A 20,945-nucleotide genomic window follows, 5' to 3' on the forward strand; every position below is an offset into this window, starting at 1 on the left:
AGCTTGACCTAGTTTCAGGCCAAAGGGAAATTATATGGAGAGGGCTCGATCAATTGCCAGCGCCAGGGCAAGATAGCATCGCGCTGTACAACCTCATCGATAGTGATCTCTAGCAAGCGTTCAGCTCCAGGCAAAGCGGCAATCCGCTCTTCATCCCAGATAATCGAGGCGCGGCCCGTGATCTGCAAAGTGCTCCCCGTGGCAAAATCCGGAATGAGCAAGCCTACGTGGGGATTGACCAGGATATTCCCCAGGGTCTGGAACATGCCATTGCCTGCATAGTCCGGCAGCAGCAGCCTACTAGCATCTACAACCCGCACAAAACCAGGTTCGCCGCCTCGATGCGAGGCATCTGCCCCGCCGCGCTCATGAAAGCTTGAGATGAACAGCGTATCGGCCCGCCGAACCCAGCTCTGTTGCTCTTGCGTCAATCCTTCACTTCGCTGGATGTGCGACACTTCCTTGCGCTCTAAGGCTTCCAGGACAAGCGCACGCTGCTGAATAAAGCGGGGACAGTTAAAGTAGACCTGTTCGGTATCTATAGTAATGCTGGCATCCTTCTCTATGTGAGCCCGCCCATTTATGCGTAAACGTAGGCGCGTCTCCAGCTCAATCGCGAGCAAGCCCACAGCTTCGTGCTCGCGCAAGTTTTCCCATAAAGGATCGCCTGGAAGCTCATGAGCCGCGATACGAAGATGCTGCAAGTCTCCAATCTGAATAAAGCCCGGCTCGCCGCTCAGAAACGAGGTCCACAAACGCCCGCAGCTATCAACTGAGCTCACAATAAGCATATACTGACGCGATAGAAAACGTTGGGCCATCGACGAGAGAATTGGCCGAATACCCGCGCCAACGCGCTCCCCCATATCGCCATTAGCAGCCCTTCTCTGCACCGCCAGCTCGCCTTCATGAAATGGATTTGCCATTACTTTCTCCTCAGCCAGAAGCATAGAACCAACGCAGGATAATATCTTGCCCATGTAAGCGCTTTTACTCTTCTAACACTTTTGCTAAAATTGCGCTCCAATCTCCTCAAGCTTCGCGAACTTGACGCCTCTTCGCCTAACCATCCAAGGTCATCTCACAACTTCAAGCCGCGTCTCATTGCCTCTTCACTATAAAAATCACGCCCTTATTTGTCAAGATAAAAATTTCGAACGTTTAGTTCATTTTCCCCGATAAGAAGGAAGAGCAGAGCACACCATCCCCGACGTATCACAATTTGGGCACACCTTCATAGGATCTTGCAGCGGCTAAGTAGCAAGATCGTATGGTAGAGCCTGAACGCCTGGAGGGCGCGGGATTGGCAAAAAAACAAAGTACATATTTTTTCCGCATCTGGCTATATTTTCTAAAACGTGCTACTATACTCTATGTGCCTATTCAGCAACGATACTTTCTTGTGATGTTTCAGGCTGGATACTCATTCAGCCAGGAGGAAAGGAGGGAAATTGTGTTAGCACGTGTTTTAGAGCGTGAGCGGCAAGACATTGTACACCTCCTGACCTTGCACAATCAGTAGGTATCGTGTAAGAGAAATAGTATCAATCTTCTTCTTTTGCTGCCCCACCTCTCAGTGCTCTTTCCAGCTGCTCTTCTCTAGTTTGGACGAATGCTAGCATCCGATCTTTGCGCTTGACTTGCCAGATGCCGGCATGTTTCGTTGCAAGCCTGCTTAAAGAGGAAGCAAAACCAATTAAGCTGAATAGGATGAACTATCATACCTATCATAAAGATCATTGGAGGCAGACTAATTGAAGGATCGGCAATATCTTGATCTTCTCAAAGAGGGTGTTCACGTCTGGAATAAGTGGAGGCAAGAACACCCCGATATTACCCCTGATCTACGCGAGGCGGATCTGGCCTGGACCTGTTTGAGCAACGTCGATTTGAGCGGCGTAGATCTGAGAGGCGCAGACTTTACCTGGACGGATCTCTATCGAGCCAATTTGATAGGGACCAATCTAAGCCGGGCCAATCTTAGCGGCGCGGATCTGAGCTGCACCCATCTTTATCATGCTAACTTGTCTGGTGCAGATCTCAACGGGACGCTATTGTATCGAGCGGACCTACGCGAGGCAAATCTTGGCGAAACGAATCTGCATAAGGCAGTACTTGAAGAGACCGTGCTGAACTGAGCACGGCAAAGAAAGGATTGTATGCCTAAAGAGAGAGATGAAATTCTTGTCGTTGGGGAAATAGTCGAAGTATTCCCCAAGTCCATGTTTAAAATCCAGCTCGACGAGCAGCACCAGGTAATGGCGGTACCCGCTGGACGCCTACGCTTGTCAAACATACGTCTTGTAGCAGGCGATAAGGTTCGCGTTGCGCTCTCGCCCTATGACCTGACACGAGGCCGCATTACCTGGCGTATTAACGAAGGCCGGCAAGCTCGCTAAGCAGGAGCCTTCAGCTTTGTGTGCAAAAACATTTATATAGCACATTCCTGCTGTGCCCTTCCCATGTTGAGCGGTCAGGGGCTTTTCTCAGCCCACTGAAGGGCATCAAAGTCCTGCCGCTCAGTTGCACTTGATAAATCCTTGCTGCTCCTCCCTTACAGAATTTGGAGGGGAAGAGCAGCAAAAACCTGCCAGCAGAGTTTAGGGCTCTCTGGTCAGGACACCCTTCACACTTTTTTGCAAAGGCTCTTTTTCCTCCTTCTGCTCCTTACGCTGCCCGGGAATCAACAAAGAGCTGAATGCTCCCAGCAACACGAAGAGAGCTGCGACTCGCGCGGCATTGCGCGTCCCACTGGTAGCAGCAAGATCATAGATGTCTTTGATGGTCTTCTCAAGGAGTGCCGGAGGCAGGGAGGTAGCTGGCGAGGACGACCCTGAGCCAGGATTGGCAATGTGTATATCTCCTCCGCGGCCACCGACAGCGCCTGCATCGAAGGCCTGCTCAATGGAGGGTTTGAAGCCAGCAGGAATGATGGCGCTCTTGCTCACCTCTGCAGTTGCGGTAGCGCTTAGCGAGCTTGCCAGAACCACGCCTAACACGGCGACTCCAATGGCGGCGCCCACCTGTTGAAGCGTATTGTTGGCTCCAGATCCCGCTCCGTAATGCCGAGGCGGAATGTCACTAAGCACAACACTGGTCAACTGGACAATAGCCAGACCTAAACCCAGGCCATAGAGCAAAAAGATCGGCGCGAAGACCAGGATAGGGGTCGTGGGCTCTATGAAGAGGCTGATCAGAAAAATGGCGATAGTTTCCACAAGCATACCCAGGGCTACAACCCATTTGGGGCCAAAGCGGGCTGCCAGGACCCCGGCAAGAGGTGCAGTGATAAATGAGCCAAGCGCGAATGGCAAGAAGACAAGACCTGTCTCAAAAGCTGTTAATCCACGCGCGCTCTGCAAGTAGATTGACATGAAAAAGAGTATGCCAAATTCGCCAAGATTGACGACGGCGACCGTGAAGAGGCCAAAGCGAAAACCAGGGTAATGTAACAGGCTGAAGTTGAAAAGCGGGTCCTGCCCTCGTTTGAGCAATAGCTGCTCATACCATACAAATGCGCCAAGCGCAATCACGGCCCCGACAAGCAAGGCACAGGAGAAAGAAATACCTCCCACAGGCCAGGAGAATGAACCGATGCTGAAAGTCTCTTTTGGAACGAACCAGCCGTAGGTCTGCCCTTCTGTCAATCCCAGAATGGCAGCAGCAAGCCCAAGAGAGACAAGGAGGATACCTGGCACATCTAGAGAAAGTTTCTGCTGTTCATCGCGTGACTCATCAAGCCAGAGGAAGCTCCCGATAATCACCACAGCCCCAATGGGAATGTTAATCAAAAAGGCCCACTGCCAGCTGACAGCAGTGGCAAACCAGCCTCCCAATAAGGGGCCAATCGCTCCGGCAATTCCCGCTGTTGCGCCCCACACGCCAAAGGCAATATCACGCGACCGCCCACTAAAGGAGGCCGAGAGCAGGGAAAGCGCCGCCGGAGAGGCCATAGCAGCGCCCATTCCTTGTATGACACGCCCAATAAGCACAATGCTGATGTTAGGAGCGAAACTTACGCATGCAGAGCCAATAATAAAGCAGACTACGCCCGCCACAAAAATACGCCTCCGGCCAAGACTATCGCTCAATCTTCCCCAGGTGATAATGAACGCCCCAAAAACAACTGAATAAGATGCACTGACCCATTCTAAATCGCTGAGTGTGGCCCCAAACTGGTTGCGCATGGCTGGCAAGGTGACATTGACTACTGTGCTATCCAGAACCGTAATTGCCAGGGAAAGGCTGAGGATGAGCAGGGATAACCATTGGCGCCCACTCGGGCGCGACTCAACCGGAAACGCCGCTTCATGTGTGTTCACAAGTGCAGTCCTTTCACTGATATAGGGACGGTCGTGCGACACGACGCTCCCCATTCCTTGATTTTTTCGATGGTTCACCAAACAATTGGTGGGTTACGAACACAAAAAAAAGAGAGTGGACTATTGGCTTGCACTCTCATGCTTGCGCAGACCCGCGACAAGAATATCCAGTATTTCCCTCGCTATCTCCTGGCGAGCCACTGTGGTAATTGGCCCCGGGATGGCATAGATACTTTCAACCATACCAAGCACGGCTCCCGCCACATGCGCAAAATCGTGCTGCCCAATTTCACCTCGCTCATATCCGCTACGAAGCGCGCTCTCGATAGGCGCAAGCATAGAGCTATAGGCAACTTCGGTAATTCGCTGAGTATGTACAGGATCGAGGGCAGGCATATCCGAATATATTAGCCGGACCAGATCCATTGGCGGCTGAGAGAGCAACCAATCAGCTATGGCATAAAGCGAGGCCAGGAGATCTGGCGCAGCCTGGGCAATGGCCTCACGAAGCCCCTGCTGATGGCGGCGAAAGTTTCGCTCAATCACTTCCATGAAAAGCTGTTCCTTTCCCCCGGGGATATGATAGTAGAGCGTTGTATGATGCACACCAACGCTGCTGGCAATATCGCGCAAGGTGACGGCGCGATACCCGCGTTGCGCGAATAGTTTCTCGGCTCCATCAAGTACACGCTCGCGCGCTTCGGTAGACTCAAATGATTGTGGCATGCTATTTTCTCCCCACCAACATGTTTGTTAGTACCACTATAACAAAGAACAATCCACCTGTCAACGCCTTTTCCATCTGCTCTCAGGGTTTTGCAGTTCTGGTTTGTGTACCGCCCGGCGCGGCAACGGGGCAGGAGCAACTAGCTGGCTTGCCTCTCAGCTTTATGCTCCTCTTGTAATGACAGAAGATGGCAGCCCGACTCTGACCTGAAATTCCTGCCATGAGTTATAGAGTATCTGATCCTCCCTGAGCCAGCGCAGCGCCTTGAGAAAGACCGTGCTGGTCATGTCTTCGGCCAAGGTGGGATCGCCGATCTTATTGGAGATAAAACGTTGGAGATCAGCAGCATACGCGCGGTAAATCTCCGCCAATCAGTTTAAGCGATCCTGTCGGCGCGCGTGGTTGGAAAATTGCATAGCGCAATGGTTCCTTTCCGAGACTCTCAGATTTTTCACTTTAGTATTCAGGGAGACGTTACAGCCAGAAGTAAAGTAGAAGCCTTATCGCACAAAATTTCTAATATGATATACTCATTTCATTACACATCTTTTATAGGAGTTTATTTTATGTCAACTGGCCAGGGAAGGTCGTTTTCAACGCTGCAAAATGCAGGTTGAAGAACTCCTCACTAACGCCTGAGGGAAAGATGATGGGGCAATCTAATGAAAGGAAGCAGAGATCCAGATGGACAAACGAGCTCCGTACATTCATGCCATCCAGGATGCTTACCCCGATCTCTCCATTGAAACCGTACAGCTCAATCAGCATGGGCAATTCAATGATATTCTCGTCGTGAATAACGAGAGCATCTTTCGCTTTCCCAAAACGCAACGTGAGGCAGCCAGATTGGGCACAGAAATCGCACTTCTGCGGAGTTTACAAAGTCATGTGACGCTTCCCATTCCTGATCCCCTGTACCAGAGCAAGGAAGCCACTTCTATTGGCCAGATCTTTATGGGATATCGTCTGCTGCCAGGGGAGCCACTCTGGCCTGAAACACTCAAGGCTCTCAAAGACGAAGAAGTGCAGCACCTGGCAGATCAATTAGCGACGTTTCTCCGCCAACTCCATACTATTCCTGTGGATGCACTTGAGGTGAAGCTTCCAGACTTTCAGGGATGTGAAGAATGGAGAGATTTGTACAAGCGCTTTCGGAGCAAACTGTTTCCTTTCATGCGGCCGGATGCACGCTGCCTGGTCGCTGAGCAGTTCGAAGATTTCTTGAGCGATGAGCGCAACTGTCACTACACCCCAACCCTCGTTCATGGCGATTTTGGGAGATCTAACATTCTCTACAATGCCGAGACGAAAAGCATTAGTGGGATCATCGACTTCAGCTCAGCAGGATGGGGCGATCCCGCTGTCGATTTTGCAGCTATTCTCAGCCCTGTCTGCTATGGAGAGCCATTTCTTGAACGCTTTTCTGTCCATTATCCAGGAATCGAGGCATTGTTGTCACGCGCTCGCTTCTATGTAGGAACGTTCGCCTTGCAGGAAGCCTTATTTGGCCTGGAAGACGGCGATCGAGAAGCTTTTGAACGCGGGATTGTAGAATACCGATAACGTTTGCCCCTGCTCACAGACGCGCCCGTACGGGCGGGAAATGGCAAGAGACGCATTTTATTTTTGCTCCTTGTATTGTCGCCCTTTCCATTCTACGCCTTTGCGACGATAATACCAGCGAATCGAGTTCACAAGGATGAGGCAGTCAAACAGTATTGAGATGGGATGTAGCAAACAGAGCAGGAGCATCATTCCACGCGCCCTATGCTCAAAACGCAAAGAGAGCATTATACGCATCATTACAGGTAATGCAGAACTTAGCGCTGCAAGCACTATCAGGGACAGTGATTGCGGAACAAACAGTGAATACAACAGGAATGCTGGCGGCAGAACATAGAGCAGCAGGTTGAGAAGAAGCCCAAACAGGGCAAACATCAGCGAATGGCAGTAGAACGCGAAGTAATTTCGTGAGTATCCCCTCCAGACCTCAGCCAGAGAGCGGTACATCCGGCAGCGGACCAACAAGAACGCATCAACGAAGAGCAGGCGATAGCCAGCTGCTCTGGCTTCCCGTGCTAACTCGACATCCTCCAGGAGCGTGCCTTTCACCGCGGTATGCCCTCCAATAGCCTCATATGCCGAGCGCTCGAAGCAGAGGAGTTGACCGTTCCCGGTTGCCAGAATTGGTTCCTTACTTCGATTCAGAAGGGCAATAGGGAGAGAGGACAGATTCAGAAAATTGAGGGAGGGCATGATCAGGCGTTCTCCAAAACTGCTCAAGATGTATTCAGGTTGAGCAGTCAACATCTGTACAGTATGTTGCTTCATACAAGCAAGTACAGAGGCAATCGTGTCAGGATCATGGATGGTATCGGCATCAGTAAAGAACAGGAAATCGCCTTGCGCGACCTGTGAGAGCTGATGGCAGGCGAAGTTTTTGCCTGCCCATCCAGCCGGCAGTTCGGCACCTCGGAAAAGGCGAAGTCGTCCCTTTTGATCTGGCGGCAACGCCTCAATGATGTGCACAACTATCTCTGCCGTCGCATCATCGCTATTGTCATCCAGCACAAGCACTTCCAATCGCTCGTACCGCTGTGCTACTAGAGAACGAACACAGGCCGCGATATTCTTCTCCTCATTGCGTGCTGGGACCAGGATTGAGAAGAACGGTGCGCTTTGCTGCTCCTCCTTTTTCATATGGATAGGTCTCAAACGTGAGAAAGTGAGTAGGTTCAGGATGAGGATGACCAGGAAGATGGAGATGAGGCCAGAGCTCATGCACAGAAGTAGAAACGGTAGATCGAATGCGAACATTTTTACTGCCTTTCTATCTTATTTAGGAGATTGCTTGATGGTTTCGTTTCTTGATATGTTTATGAAGGCTGCCTCAGAGAGCTTTCTTGATAGGGAATCAAGCGACTTGTCGCCAACATAGCCAACATCAATTGAGCGAGTACAGCCGCCGTAAACGTCATAAGCCCTGATCGAAGTGCCAGATAGTAGTAGAACTATCCTGTCGTTCTACAAGCAGAGAGATTACTGCATCAGCTCTATTCTCCTCAACGCGAAAAAAGGGGTGAAAGCTCATCATAGGCCCTTCGACGAGTAGCTCGCTTTCACCATGTCCTAAAAAGAGCAGCGCAAGGCCCGTATCCTTTGTCTGTACATTGCGTGTCAGCAACAGCAGCGTTTCTGGCAAAGGCGTCCACAAAGTGGCAGAGAGGGGAGGCTGGACCCACCCGATAACCTCACGATCAATGGAGAGCTCGATGAGTCGATGCCAATCCGTATCGAATACCTGGCACCCCCGCTGTGTAAGCTGATAGAGGCGCTGCCCATCCTTGCTCCAGCGTGGGGCCTCAGACACCCTTGTGCCTCCTGTAGAAAGCCCCAAAGCCTCATCGAGTGTGCGTAGCTCTTGTGGACGGGTCGATCCATCAGCAGAGACGACAAAGAGGCGCTCGTGCGTGACTTCCTCAGCAAGCCTCTCTATAGACGTGTAGGCAAGCCAACGACTGTCCGGGGACCAGTTGAGCGCCTGGCCATTATTCAGTGGCACACAACGCGCAAGCACCTGACTATGCCCTCCATCGAGTGAGAGACTGATGAGATCACAGAAAAAGTGTTGGCGCAGAGCATGTTGCGCACGAGAACGAAACAGAGCCACCGCGTGACCATCGGGAGCCAGTTTCCACCCGCTGAAAACTCGCTGGTCTCTGGTCAGGCTACGCGCATTCCCAGTGGTGGAGCGTTGTATATGCAACAGCAGATCAAGAGCTTGTTGTGTTCGGTTCATATAAGCCTCCATGCAAAACGAAGTGGATGAGAGGAGTATAGCGTTTGAGGGCCTGCCTGTGATCACCTATAGGTAGCTATTTTTCTGTTGACATTCGGGGGACCCTTCAAGCAAGGGCCGCAAGAGAGCATACAGAGAATGTGATCTCGTTCCCCCAAAAGTTGGGTCTCTTTTTCCCCCAGAAAGGTGTGCATCTCCTCGATGGGAAGGTGATATACTTTCACTGTGCTACTCTCTGAAAGGAGTATCTTGACAGGTGTTTCATCCCTCTGCTAGAGAAAGATTACCTACAATGTCCAAGCTATTCTCTCGTCGGCATCATCCTTCCTCAAACCGCGATCCCTTCCCCCGCTTGGCTTCTCAAGCTTACAGATGCGTATAGGATGCGCCTATATCTGGATAAATCTATTTTTTGTGGGAGTGTTTTTCATACTGGTTTTTGTATTGAACTGGTTAGTCGTCTGGCTTCCTCAGCATACTCCTGCAAGCCGTATCTGGTGGTGGGCCTCCATCTTTCTCCCTAGTGCAGCTATGCTGCTTGGAATAGTGGTGCCAAGCTTTGCTTTAATAGGTGGACTGTTTGGATTGTGGACATCTCGCAAGTTGTCGCGACGTTTACGCCACCTCGCTCAGGCAACCCTGGTCATTGCGAATGGCGACTATACGCTACGTGTTCCGGTCCAGCGCAAAGACGAGGTGGGCATTCTCGAAGAGCAATTTAATCGTATGGCGCGTCGATTGGCTGAGAGCCAACAGCGGGAGCAAGAACTGCTCGCTCAGAATATACGCTGGGAAGAGCGCACACGTCTTGCGCGCGAGCTGCATGATGCCATCTCACAGAATCTCTTCTCGTTACGCCTGCTCACGGAGGGCCTGCAAACCACCCACCTCGAACCAGCAGTATTCAAGGAGAAGCTTACTACCATTGGGCGCACAGCTGAGGTCATTACACGCGAGATGCGCGCGCTCCTGTTGGAATTACGCCCTGTGCAATTGGAGGATCTTGGGCTCAAAGAAGCTCTGGAGGAACTTGCCGTCATGTATCACACGCGGCTCAATCTGACCATTAGCACCGATATTGCCGAGCTGTGCTTGCCAGTTCAAGTGGAGCATGCACTCTTTCGCATAGCCCAAGAGGCAATTTCCAACGCGGTACGCCATGCGCAGGCCAGTCAAATCGGGCTAAGGCTGACGAGCAGGCAAGAAATTGTAGTGTTGAGTATTCAGGATAATGGGAAAGGGTTCGATCCTCTTGCAGAGGGAACACATTATGGTCTGGGGATGCAATCGATGCAAGAGCGTGTTCGAGAGCTCAATGGAATCATACAGATTCAAAGTATTCCTATACAAGGAACATCTATCTCAGTCTGCCTGCCTTATAAGGAGAAAAACAAGGAATGATTCGCGTCGTTATTGTTGATGACCATGCCATCGTTCGTGAAGGGCTGCGTTTCCTTCTCAGCCAGCAGCCAGATATGGAGATTGTTGGCGAGGCAGAGGATGGCCTTCAGGCAGTGGAGCAGTCCCGCAGCCTGCTTCCTGATGTGTTATTACTGGACCTGTTGTTGCCCAGAATGTATGGCATCGAAGCGATCTGGCGTATCAAAGAGGTAAGCCCAAGAACCCAGATCCTGGTCCTCACATCGTACCATGAGGATAAGCAAATTTTTGGTGCCATTCGAGCTGGTGCTCTTTCCTATTTGCTCAAAGATACCCAACCAGGAGATATCGTTGCGGCTATTCGCCTGGCCGCCAGCGGTGAAAGCACCTTGCATCCACAGATTGCCAGGCGAGTTTTTCACGAAGTACAACCACCGCAGCATGCGCTCGACACATTGACGACACGCGAACGGGATGTCCTGATCGAGCTGGCTCACGGTCGCTCAAACCGTGAGATTGCTGCTCGTCTTATGCTGGGAGAGCAAACAATCAAGACATATGTCTCAAATATTTTCACGAAATTGCAGGTAACAGATCGGACTCAGGCCGCCATTTATGCTTTACGACAGCATCTCGTGCCCTTGGAAGACAACATTGAGCAGATATAGCCCTGCTCACCCCGTACGCGCTTGATCGAGATTCAGTCTTGCTCTTAATAAGCATGCCCGGCCTCGATCAGCGCTAGCCAGGGTTTTCGCGCTCTCCTCTTTTTCAGATGAAGCAGCGGCCATGCTATGGCATTGATGGCACTCACCTTGCTAGTGGTGAGTGCATTGAAGATATATCGTGCTCAGGATGACTTCCCAGGACATCTCTTGAGCCGGATCATCCCCTTATAGCAACAAAGGCACGCTTTCATTTTTTGGCCGCTTCCAACCTTTCCGCCAGTCTCTCAGCATAATCGCTACCTACAGGGAAAGCAAAGCATAAGTTTTGGGCGGTCTTTATTCGCCGCTGGGTGGGGCAATGGGGGTTTTAATGCTGACAGGGGTGCCAAAATTGGGCGTACCATCCTCGTTCCAGCTGAAAGGCTGGGCGCGGGCCTGGCGACCCGTGTACTGAAAGTCGGCGCTAGTTTTCGCATGATAGATCATCCAACTTTGTTTCCCATCGGGAGAAGGTACGAAGGTTGCACGACCCGGGCCATAGACTCCAGCCTCGCTGCTATATTGAAATACCGGTCCCTTCTTGAGCCACGAATTTCGGTCAAGTACATCGCCACCTTTATAGATGAGCATACCCAGGCAGTAATTGAAATTTCCGGTATCGCTGCCCGAATAGACAATGAACGTTTTTCCATTATGGTAAAGCGCCTCGGGACCCTCGGCAACCGGATAACTTGACTGACCAGAGTTCGCCCCTCGTTCCCAGGGCTGATCAGGCTCAACAAGCAATTGAGGTGCTGTGCTAACCGTCAGTGGATCGCTCATGGGAGCAATGTAGATAGCGTTAGTGCCTTTTTCCAGGACATACATTAGGTAGAGCTTCCCATTCATTTGCAGCAGCGACGCATCAATTGCGGTAGTTTCGTCGGTGCCTGTGAGCTGACCCTTGTAAGTATAAGGCCCAAGCGGATCGCTGCCACTGCTTTGCAGCACATAAATGCGATGCAACTCATTCTTATCCTGAGCAGCCGCAGTAAAGTAGACAAACCAATGGCGGGAGCCGCGATAGTCCAGCAGGAATAGAGACGGCGACCAGACCTGAAAGGCCGGCTCGCCGGGAGCAGGTGTCCAGATGGTCTGCGAGGTCTGGCCGATCTGCTCAAGATGCGCTGAGTGCCAGATTTCAAGCGAATTGCCAGTGCGGGTGCCAGTTAGATAATAGCTACCATTGTAATAAACAGCAAATGGGTCCGCAATCGGTGCCAATGGATTATGCAACTGCGCGGGTTTTGACATAGGAGCAAATGACGATGTACAGGCTATCTCCGGGATACCGAGGGTCCATATGAACAGGGTCAGGACACCCTTATGCATAAACCTTCTCCTGGTAGTAGTCATACATCTTTCCTTTCTATTTTCGTTCCTTGCTGGTTAAGCTTGCTCAGATTAAGATGAGCTCTCGTGACGCTGCCATTCAGCAGCTGCGACATCCAGAAAGTTGTAGGCCCGACGCGTGCCTTCTGTATCTATATACTGTATGTGAAGCCTATCATGTTCGCATCCGTCTGGCATCTCAAGCTGGATGAGGGTAGGTACAGTGAGCTCGTAGGGCGCTAAGGCCAGGGGGCAGCTTCCTGTGCTTGCCTTTTCGCTCTCCCATGACCAGATTAATTGGCCGCGAAGAGCCTGCGGACTATGATGCGAGACCTGCAAAGAGAGCTCAAACTGAGTATTTTCGGCCAGGTAATCCAGGCCGGGGCGCTGAGGCATGAGATCAAATATAATTACGGTCTCTGCGTTGATATCAGATGGATCGCAGCCGAGCGGCTTTGGCTCTCGCTGCGCGTCATATATGCCACATTTCTCATGTTCAACATCATAGAGCTCGGTATAGATATAGCCGCTCATAGCAGCCTGGCGTCGTAACTCCTGGGTCTGCCAGCGCAGATACCACCCACGCGACTCGGGCGTATCACCGGCTCCATACTCGCCATTGATCAGGGGTAGATTGCGAGCTGGATATCCTGCCACGCCAAGTTGCGTCTCATACCAGCGATCAACGGCTAGCTCATGTCCAAACCAGGTAGAAGCATCATTGGCCAGCTTCTCCGTTATCTCGCGCCAACGCCGGTTATCGTGATCATAATAGTGCCAGTCCAGAACATCGGTCTTGATGTGATTCCAACCGGAATCATCAATGATCGGGCGGCTGTGATCGTGAGCTGCCAGCAAATCGTAGGCCCGGATCACTGCCTCTTGCTTCTCAACATCAAGGGTACTGCGCCAGTCGAGGCCCCACTCTTCGTTATAAATGCCCCAGAGCACAATACTTGGATGACTGCTATCGCGCGCAACCATCAGCGGGAGTTGTTCCTCAAACCTGGCAAGAGCCTGAGCAGAGTAGCGTCCAACGCAAGGCGGCTCGGCCCAGACAAGCAGGCCAAGACGATCAGCCCAGTAGAGCCAGCGCGGGTCTTCAAGCTTGATATGTTTGCGAATAAGATTGTAGCCAGCCTGCAAGGCTAGCTCGACATCCTGGCGCAGAGCCTCATCAGTCGGGGCCGTATAGCCGCTCTCCGGCCAATAGCCCTGATCGAGTGCGCCACGAATGTACAATCGTTCACCGTTGAGCAGTAAGCGATTGCCCTGCACCGCTATTGTACGTAGACCGGTATAGCATTTCACCTGATCTACGCCATCCTTGCTCTCTAGCTTGAGCCACACATTGTACAAGTGTGGATCAGCCGGCGTCCAGAGTTGAGGCTGGGCAATCGATAAGGTAAGCGCGAGGGGTTGTGCATCTTGCAGGCGTATCACCTGCTCTGGCATATCCTCAACGCTTATATGCAGAAGCGCCCCTGCCAAATGAGGACCGTCAAACTCAACGCTGGCATTGATGCCATCAAGCTGCTCGGTAGGAGAGAGAGAGACATGGCGAATAAAGGTAGCAGGCCGGCTCTCCAGCCAGACAGATTGCCAGATGCCGCTACTGGCCGTAAAGGCGCAGCTATCGTAGTCATCGGGGGGATTGCTGCGCTGCTTGCCGTGCGGAATCGCCAGCTTATTCAGGGGCGCCTCGACACGCACAACGAGCTCCCCTTGCCCATCTCTAAGTTCGTCAGTGATATCGAAAGAGAATGGAAGATAGCCTCCAGTATGTTCGCCAACCTGACGCCCGTTAACCCAAACCTGGCAGCGATAATACACAGCCCCAAAATGGAGAATTGTGCGTTCCTGACGCCATGCAGATGGACGCTCAAGGAAGCGCCGATACCAGCCAACTGGCAACCATTCCCGCTGTACTGTTGAGCTCGCTGACTCCCAGGCAAAAGGAACAAGAATGGACTGCGACCAGTTAACTTTTCCCGGCTGTTCCCAATCAGCTTGCCGGCCTTGATCCTCAGGATCGGCAAGAAAGTCCCAGGCGCCATTTAAGCACATCCAACTATGCGAACGATCAAAGTCGGGTCGTGGATATTCTTCACGTATGCTCATTACAAGCTATATCCTTCCATAGAGAAAAGAGAGTACTGGAAACCGTTGGTTCCGCTAACCTTTCACACTGCCAGCCAGAATACCGCGAATGAACTGGCGCTGCAGCGCGATAAACAAAATCAGTATGGGTACAGTCGCTAGCGTGCTGGCGGCAAGAATCTCGCCCCAAGCGTCATGACCAGTCAGTCCAGGCTGGGCGTTATTAATTTGCAAGGCCAGGTTTGAGAGCATTACCTGTAGGGTCTGAAGCGAATCGGAATTGATAATGATTACTGGCCAGACGAAATCGTTATAGATGCCCAGGAACGTAAAGATAGCCAGAGCCGCCAGCGCAGGCCGAATGACCGGCAAGATGATGCGCCAGTACATCCCAAAGGGTGAACAGCCGTCTATTTTAGCTGCCTCAAGCAATTCGTCTGGAACCTCGGAAATTTGCTGACGCGTCCAGAAAATTGCAAAGGCGTTTACCAGCCCAGGCGCTATCAAGCCCTGATAGGTATCGACCCAGTTGAGCGTCCCCATCTCAAAGAGGAGTGGAATGATCATGGCAACGGGAGGCAGCATCATTGTCGCCAGCACGAAAATGAAAAAGAAGCGCTTGCCCCGAAAGTTAAATTTGGCAAAGGCAAAGCCGGCCAGTGGACAGAGGAAAAGAGTTGTCGCGCCTTGAATGAGCAAGACAATGAATGTATTCTCAAAACCGACCCAGAGCGGGACTGCAGAAAGGAGCGTCGTGTAGTTATGCAAGGAGAGCGTTTGTAAATTGACGCTCAACGGCGCAGTAGCGATCTCACCGCCAGGCTTGAGAGAAGAGACGACCATCCAGGCAAGAGGATAGATCGTTACCATGACCGAAACGATCAGGAAGAGGTAGCTGAGCACGTCACCAGGCCGCAAAAAACTGCGCGAGTGTGTTGCATGGCGCGCCACGCTGTGGGTATGCGATTGGGTAGTCATCGTCGCCATAGCCCTAGCTCTCCGTTCCAGCGCGCAGGAAGCGCAACATAACTAGTGACAGGATCACCAGCAAAATGATCAATAAGAAGGTATTGGCCGCACCAGTACCATAGTCAGCATTATTGATGTATGTCGTCAGAAAGAAGCCAGCGGTCATCGTCGAATTGTAGGGGCCACCATTGGTGAGCACCTTTGGTTCAAGAAACATTTGAACGACACCCAATGTAGAAATGACCACCAAAAAGGCGATAGTACGCCGTAGTAATGGAAGCGTAATGTGTAGGAATTGGCGGAAGACACTGGCGCCATCGATGGCTGCGGCCTCGTAAAATTCGGTTGGAATGGATTGAATTGCCGCCAGCATGACCAGCATAGAGAAGCCGCTTCCGCGCCAGAGCACCAGCAGCGCCAAGGTTGGCTTGGCCCACTCGCTGGTTGTAAGCCAGCCAATCGAGGGCAGATGTAGTATATGTAGCAGAGTATTGATCGCGCCAAAGTCCTGATCAAAAAGCACTAGCCAGACCTGTGCGATAGCCACCAGGGGAACCACGTAAGACGACAGAAGAGCCGTGCGAAAGAAGCCACGCAAGCGCAATGTTGAGCGTGAGAGCAACGCGGCAGTAATTACCGCCACAATGATTTGCACCGGCACTGTCAGCACCCAGAGTATAGCTGAATTGGCCAGCGATTGCCAGAACAGATTACTCGTCACGAGATAGGCATAGTTAGACAGACCGATGAAACGCGGAGCTTCATCACCATGCCAGTAGGTAAAGCTCAGGCCCAAAGCATACAGCAAGGGATAGAGGCCAAAGGCAAAAAAGAGGATGAAGAAAGGCGCGATGAAGATATAGGGTGAAAAGCTGCCGCCCAGCCAGCGCCGAAGTCGCCTGAACGGCGAAGACGGCTGCATAGGTGATAGCGAACTTGACGTACTCACGTACATAAATATTCTCCTCTCTGAGGGAAAAAGCAAACCTGGCTGATAAAGGATAGAGGCAGTGCTTGCTCGACCTTTGAATGCGAGATTGGCAGGGTGAGCAAGCACTCATCCTACTGGCGAGCGATCAGGTTCGTTTGGATCTGGCTAGCTGACTTCTGGAGAACCTGTTCGGGCGTCAGCTTTCCGTCGAGCAGCAGCTGAATGTTAGCACCGAAGTATGAAATGGCTTGGTTATACCAGGGCGCATATGTAAAGTTGCCCGGAATATCCTTGACAGTTCCGGTAGCAACCTCCCAGAGGTTCTGGTTACCAAGACCTTCTGGATTCTGAAAGAGCTGCTTCTTCAAGGCCGGTAGGTATGAAGGCAGTGAGGTGTTGAGGCCGCCCGGATAGATCTTGTTAGGTCCGTAGACATGAGTGTAGCCCTCGGGGCTAAAGACCAGGTGCTCATAGAAAAGCCAGGCCAGGTGTGGATTTTTGGCCTTCTTGGGAATGATAAAGGAGCTGCCACCCATTACTGCACCACGCGCACCGCCTTTTTTCCAGGCGGGCAATGGCATAGCGCGCCACTTGCCCCTGGTTTTTTTAAATAGCAGATCAGGGCCATAGACCGCCCAGATAGCCCAGGGATAGAAGGCAATCTGATTGTTCTCTACAGCTGCAACGTCGCCAGGAGATATATAGACAGCGCGAGTGCCGATATTTTCGGTCCGAACCCGATTGAGGAAGTTCATGATGTTGAGATAAGGTTGGGAATCAATCTGTAGCTTTCCCTCTTCGTTGACCATACTTACGCCCTGTTGATTGGCAAACATCTCAACCCAGAGCTGAGAGACGCCCGGGTCTTGCTCCAGATGGATCGGTTTGCACGTAGGCCCGAATTTTTCCTGCAACTTGTGAGCAGCCGCAATCAGGTCATCATAGGTCTCGATTGAGGCCGGATCAACACCAGCCCCCTGCAGCATATCTTCGCGATAATAGAGCAGGCCGGGATCGAGATCCCAGGGAATACCAAAGATGCGGCCATTGTGCGTGTTGACGCGCAGCTTGAAAGGCACGATATCTTTCGTGTACGGCTGAATCCAGTCGGTAATATCGTAGTAATGGGCCGCCAGGACTGGCAGGTTGTTGTCTTCATAGAAAGCCCCATCAGGCACATTGACACCTGTCGCCAGGGTACTGGGCAGCTTGGAATCTACATCGACTGGTACATGCTTGACAGTGATATCAGGATATTTCTTATTGAAGCTGGCAATCGTAGCATCAAATACCTGAAAGAGATCACCCGAGCGATCCCAGATCGTCACGGTTCCAGAGGTCCCATTTTTACCAGTTCCGGAGAGCGAACTTCCGCAGGCGCCCAGACCGAGGCCACCACTGGCTGCAAAAGCTGTTGCTGCTGTCTTGAGAAAGGAACGGCGCGAAAACGATTCCTGGAGAAAAAAGCTCTTACGTTGAGGTTGAGTAGACATCACTGTTTCATCCTTTCCTCGCTTTGAAGAACCATTGAAAGGAAGATATGCAGCCTTTTACAGATAAGAGAGAAATAATAGTAGAAAAATATCCAATCGTTGACGACAGGACGTTCTGTCATCAGCCTGAAAGAGCTGCCTTCTACCAATCCAATAGTTGGTTGCAGAATGGGGCACAAAAATAATAGAATCGTTAAACTGCATCGTTGTCTCACTAAGGAGGAATATTCGCCTTAGTTCAACGTTGAACTAAGTATACCATTAATTAAGAAGTGCTGTCAAGGCTTTCTGTTTGTTCGGTATACTTGCGTGTTGACATGCTTGTCTATTGCATGGTATCATCTCAGGCAGTGAAGCCAGAGTTTAGAGTCTTGTAAATTAATTATTGAAAGAGGGTTTGAATCGACGATGACGGTTCATCTCAAAGATATTGCAGCCTACACGGGGGTCTCGATTAAGACGGTTTCTAATGTCGTGAATGGCAATTATGAACATGTTGGACCGAAGACGAGGACCCTCGTGCTTGAGGCCATCAAGAAATTGAACTATAAGCCGAATGTGGCAGCACGTCATTTGCGCAAGGCTCCGGTAGGTGTTCTGGCTTATGCTTTTCCCGATCTTGCCAACCCTTATTTTGCCGAAGTTGGAGAGGCAATTGTAGCGGTAGCAAATCAGCAGGGCTACACTGTTTTATTGGATTTTACATCGGCTCAGAGGGATAAAGAGCTCAACGTGCTGACGGGCCTCCAACCACATTTGCTCGATGGCGTAATTCTTGACTCTCATGCCCTGGATCTAGAGGATATTGTGCTCAATGATACTCAGAGGCCAATTGTATTACTTGGTGAGCGGCTCTTTGGCGCGTCTGTCGATCACATTTTGATTGATAACGTGGCTGCCTCTTATACGGCAACCAAGCATTTATTAAGTCTGGGTAAGCGACGTATTGCCGCAATAGGTGTGCAGCAGTGCAGAAGCGAGGCGCCATCCTTACGTTTACAGGGTTTTATTCAAGCTCTGACTGAAGAGGGTCTGGCCGTTGATGAGGCCTTGCTGCTTGAAGGTGGACTATGGCATCGAGCAGACGGCGCTGCGGCTATGCGCCGGTTGCTCTCTCTAGACGAACCACCGGATGCTGTTTGTTGTTTTAACGATCTGATGGCCCTGGGCGCGCTATCAGTTCTCAACGAGTCTAGTTACCGCGTCCCTGGGGATATTGCGATTATCGGCATTGATGATATAGAGGATGGCCGCTATGCAAATCCGGCCCTCAGCACGATAGCGCCTGACAAACATGAGATTGCACGCCTGGCGGTAACATTATTGGTCGAGCGCATTAAGGGTACGCGCAATGGTCCTCCTGAATGCATCAAGGCTCCTTTCCGCCTCTGTCCTCGGGCCAGTACTTTGGGATAGGATTGATGTCCTGCATTCCTTGTTGACCCGATCTTCTCCTTCACATCTGCGGGCTTATGCTTGTACTATCCTTCACAATATCATCTGGTTAGAAAGGAATGCCAGGCTTCCCGGTGCTCTTCTGTTGACATCCTTAGATGGCCTGTTATCATAACCCTAAATTAGGAAAGCCCTTCCCTCAATACGATAAGGGAAGTTCTTAGGAAGAGAACAGCCCGCAGCCGATTGGGAGGTGCATCCAACGACGCCCTGGAACTATGCTCTGCCGATCGATAGAGAGCAGCCCGAGCGCAGTAGCGTTCTAGAGACCCGTCCTACTGGCGAGCATCCGTTTGCGGCTGCCGAGGCTCCAGTGCTACTGCATATAAAAGGAAGAAGGGCACCTGAGTAAAGGCTCGAAAAGAATGCGGCCGGTCCACTCTTCAGAGCCGTCGGTGGATTTGACGTTGATCCCTTATGGTTGCGCGAGCTTGCGCATCACCGAGTTTCCTACGCTTCCGGCGTAGTATAATTTACGATGCATTTTTTACTGGCTCTCAGGAATTGTCCTGGAGAAGAGTAAGCACCCGTTCGCGCATCCACTGATAGGCTTCCGGCTTGTTCATATGAGCGTAGAAACGCAGCGCACTCAGACAGATGTAACACTGATAGCAGTGCACGCGCTGCTCATATGCCGGCAGCTCAAAGCCACGCTGTGTATAGTAGCGCCGGATATACTCAGCCGTCTGCTGTCCTGGAAACCATAAATCCAACCAGGCGATATCATAGACAAAATCGCCATAGAGCGCGCCTATCCAGTCAAGCACAGCCACGATTCTATTCTCGCGCACAAGCACATTGTCAAAGCCATAATCGCCATGGACGAGATAGCGTTCTTCTGGACAATATGCAAGCAGCTCGCTCATCCGGGCATAGAGGCACTCGTAGAGATCGCGTTCCAGGAAGGATGTCTCAAAGAGCTGATGCCACTTCCCAAAGTATTCATCCTCGTCTCCCTCAGCGTTTACCCCGCTAAGAAACTCGCGCCAGCTAGAGCGCCTCCCAACGCCCTTTGCATCGAATACGCCGTAGCCGCTGCCGTCCGGCACAGCGCATTGATGAATAGCATACATCGTCTCGATCAGCGCAGGAAAAGCCTGCTTGTAAGCCTCAATGGGCAGACTCTTCATGGTCTGGCCCTCGATCTTATGAGAAATGGCCCCCTGGAAATCCTGAAACTTGCCAACGTAAACAATAGTAGGGATCGGAATTTGTCCAGAGCCGAAGTGCTGGGACACATAGAGCTCTTTGGCAAAATTGACGCCCATAGTATCGAAATTGAAGCGTACAATATACTCCTGGCCAGCTGTACGGCAAGCAAAAGCTTGCGCAACTTCGCCCCCGTCCAGCATTGTCAGGTTCTCGATAGGCGTGGCAAAATGGCTACGCAAAAAGGTAAGTACTTGTTCGGGTTGGAGAGTTGGCTTAGATCCGGGCATAGAAATCTCCTTAAACATAAAAGCTAGCTAACATTACGCGAAACTCAGGCCATCTGAGCGCAATAATTGATAGAATGAGCCGGGCCGTTATGCCAGCTATTAATTGCGCTGAGAATAACCTTGCACGTCAATGCATGATCTGCATCAAAAAAGGGGTAGAGATGGCAGTGTAAATTTCTTGAGGAGAAAGATCAGCACCGCTCACTCATGTTGCGCTACCAGGAAAGGAAGTTCCTCCTGAATATCACACAGCTAAGCAAGCCATAAACAGCGCCATGCGCGCCAAAGCAG

Annotated in this window: 19 protein-coding genes; 7 read left to right on the forward strand and 12 right to left on the reverse strand. The window is 51.3% G+C overall.

Going from position 1 to position 20,945, the window contains the following annotated elements; all coding sequences use genetic code 11:
* Positions 1-14 precede the first annotated feature (14 nt).
* Positions 15-926 (reverse strand): pyridoxamine 5'-phosphate oxidase family protein, encoded by a 912-nt coding sequence (locus tag EPA93_RS03430; RefSeq protein WP_165422847.1) that lies wholly within the window; start codon positions 924-926, stop codon positions 15-17.
* A 344-nt stretch (positions 927-1,270) separates the two neighbouring features.
* On the opposite strand from EPA93_RS03430, the gene EPA93_RS03435 reads away from it, so the two are divergent.
* The 3 genes from EPA93_RS03435 to infA all read left to right on the forward strand — a co-directional run bounded on the left by EPA93_RS03435 (position 1,271) and on the right by infA (position 2,399).
* The gene (locus EPA93_RS03435; RefSeq protein WP_129885695.1) at positions 1,271-1,522 is read left to right on the forward strand and encodes a hypothetical protein; all 252 of its coding nucleotides are present in this window, start codon (positions 1,271-1,273) and stop codon (positions 1,520-1,522) included.
* 232 nt (positions 1,523-1,754) lie between these two features.
* Positions 1,755-2,138 (forward strand): pentapeptide repeat-containing protein, encoded by a 384-nt coding sequence (locus EPA93_RS03440; RefSeq protein ID WP_129885696.1) that lies wholly within the window; start codon positions 1,755-1,757, stop codon positions 2,136-2,138.
* A gap of 21 nt (positions 2,139-2,159) precedes the next feature.
* Complete coding sequence (gene infA, locus EPA93_RS03445) at positions 2,160-2,399, forward strand: translation initiation factor IF-1 (RefSeq protein WP_129885697.1); 240 nt, start codon at positions 2,160-2,162, stop codon at positions 2,397-2,399.
* 201 nt (positions 2,400-2,600) lie between these two features.
* Here infA and EPA93_RS03450 read toward each other — a convergent pair whose 3' ends face one another.
* The 3 genes from EPA93_RS03450 to EPA93_RS03460 all read right to left on the reverse strand — a co-directional run bounded on the left by EPA93_RS03450 (position 2,601) and on the right by EPA93_RS03460 (position 5,420).
* Complete coding sequence (locus tag EPA93_RS03450) at positions 2,601-4,322, reverse strand: MFS transporter (protein WP_165422848.1); 1,722 nt, start codon at positions 4,320-4,322, stop codon at positions 2,601-2,603.
* A gap of 120 nt (positions 4,323-4,442) precedes the next feature.
* Positions 4,443-5,048, reverse strand: coding sequence for a TetR/AcrR family transcriptional regulator (locus tag EPA93_RS03455; RefSeq protein ID WP_129885699.1), 606 nt, complete (start codon positions 5,046-5,048; stop codon positions 4,443-4,445).
* A gap of 162 nt (positions 5,049-5,210) precedes the next feature.
* Complete coding sequence (locus tag EPA93_RS03460) at positions 5,211-5,420, reverse strand: RNA polymerase sigma factor (protein WP_129885700.1); 210 nt, start codon at positions 5,418-5,420, stop codon at positions 5,211-5,213.
* A 313-nt stretch (positions 5,421-5,733) separates the two neighbouring features.
* On the opposite strand from EPA93_RS03460, the gene EPA93_RS03465 reads away from it, so the two are divergent.
* Positions 5,734-6,612, forward strand: coding sequence for a phosphotransferase family protein (locus EPA93_RS03465; protein ID WP_129885701.1), 879 nt, complete (start codon positions 5,734-5,736; stop codon positions 6,610-6,612).
* 57 nt (positions 6,613-6,669) lie between these two features.
* Here the strand turns inward: EPA93_RS03465 and EPA93_RS03470 are convergent, their stop codons facing one another.
* Entirely contained in the window at positions 6,670-7,866 is a 1,197-nt protein-coding gene (locus EPA93_RS03470; protein WP_129885702.1) for a glycosyltransferase family 2 protein, read from the reverse strand.
* 157 nt (positions 7,867-8,023) lie between these two features.
* Entirely contained in the window at positions 8,024-8,848 is an 825-nt protein-coding gene (locus tag EPA93_RS03475; protein ID WP_165422849.1) for a PD40 domain-containing protein, read from the reverse strand.
* 531 nt (positions 8,849-9,379) lie between these two features.
* Here EPA93_RS03475 and EPA93_RS03480 point away from each other — a divergent pair.
* The gene (locus EPA93_RS03480) at positions 9,380-10,249 is read left to right on the forward strand and encodes a HAMP domain-containing sensor histidine kinase (RefSeq protein WP_277989003.1); all 870 of its coding nucleotides are present in this window, start codon (positions 9,380-9,382) and stop codon (positions 10,247-10,249) included.
* On the forward strand, positions 10,246-10,896 hold the full coding sequence (locus EPA93_RS03485) for a response regulator (RefSeq protein ID WP_129885705.1): 651 nt from the start codon (positions 10,246-10,248) through the stop codon (positions 10,894-10,896). The genes EPA93_RS03480 and EPA93_RS03485 overlap by 4 nt, the downstream gene beginning before the upstream one ends.
* Positions 10,897-11,232: 336 nt before the next feature.
* Here EPA93_RS03485 and EPA93_RS03490 read toward each other — a convergent pair whose 3' ends face one another.
* From EPA93_RS03490 to EPA93_RS03510, 5 genes are all read right to left on the reverse strand, one after another.
* Positions 11,233-12,291 (reverse strand): glycoside hydrolase family 43 protein, encoded by a 1,059-nt coding sequence (locus tag EPA93_RS03490; RefSeq protein ID WP_129885706.1) that lies wholly within the window; start codon positions 12,289-12,291, stop codon positions 11,233-11,235.
* A gap of 48 nt (positions 12,292-12,339) precedes the next feature.
* Positions 12,340-14,388, reverse strand: a complete 2,049-nt coding sequence (locus EPA93_RS03495; RefSeq protein WP_129885707.1) for a glycoside hydrolase family 2 protein — start codon at positions 14,386-14,388, stop codon at positions 12,340-12,342.
* 54 nt (positions 14,389-14,442) lie between these two features.
* Positions 14,443-15,354, reverse strand: a complete 912-nt coding sequence (locus tag EPA93_RS03500; protein WP_129885708.1) for a carbohydrate ABC transporter permease — start codon at positions 15,352-15,354, stop codon at positions 14,443-14,445.
* A gap of 4 nt (positions 15,355-15,358) precedes the next feature.
* On the reverse strand, positions 15,359-16,291 hold the full coding sequence (locus tag EPA93_RS03505; RefSeq protein WP_129885709.1) for a carbohydrate ABC transporter permease: 933 nt from the start codon (positions 16,289-16,291) through the stop codon (positions 15,359-15,361).
* Between the two features lie 107 nt (positions 16,292-16,398).
* Positions 16,399-17,760, reverse strand: coding sequence for an ABC transporter substrate-binding protein (locus tag EPA93_RS03510; RefSeq protein WP_129885710.1), 1,362 nt, complete (start codon positions 17,758-17,760; stop codon positions 16,399-16,401).
* A 408-nt stretch (positions 17,761-18,168) separates the two neighbouring features.
* Here EPA93_RS03510 and EPA93_RS03515 point away from each other — a divergent pair, with 408 nt between their 5' ends.
* On the forward strand, positions 18,169-19,176 hold the full coding sequence (locus EPA93_RS03515; RefSeq protein ID WP_129885711.1) for a LacI family DNA-binding transcriptional regulator: 1,008 nt from the start codon (positions 18,169-18,171) through the stop codon (positions 19,174-19,176).
* A gap of 536 nt (positions 19,177-19,712) precedes the next feature.
* Here EPA93_RS03515 and EPA93_RS03520 read toward each other — a convergent pair.
* Complete coding sequence (locus EPA93_RS03520; RefSeq protein ID WP_165422851.1) at positions 19,713-20,654, reverse strand: phosphotransferase family protein; 942 nt, start codon at positions 20,652-20,654, stop codon at positions 19,713-19,715.
* Positions 20,655-20,945: the final 291 nt, after the last annotated feature.

The sequence above is a fragment of the Ktedonosporobacter rubrisoli genome, from assembly GCF_004208415.1.
GTDB lineage: Bacteria > Chloroflexota > Ktedonobacteria > Ktedonobacterales > Ktedonobacteraceae > Ktedonosporobacter > Ktedonosporobacter rubrisoli.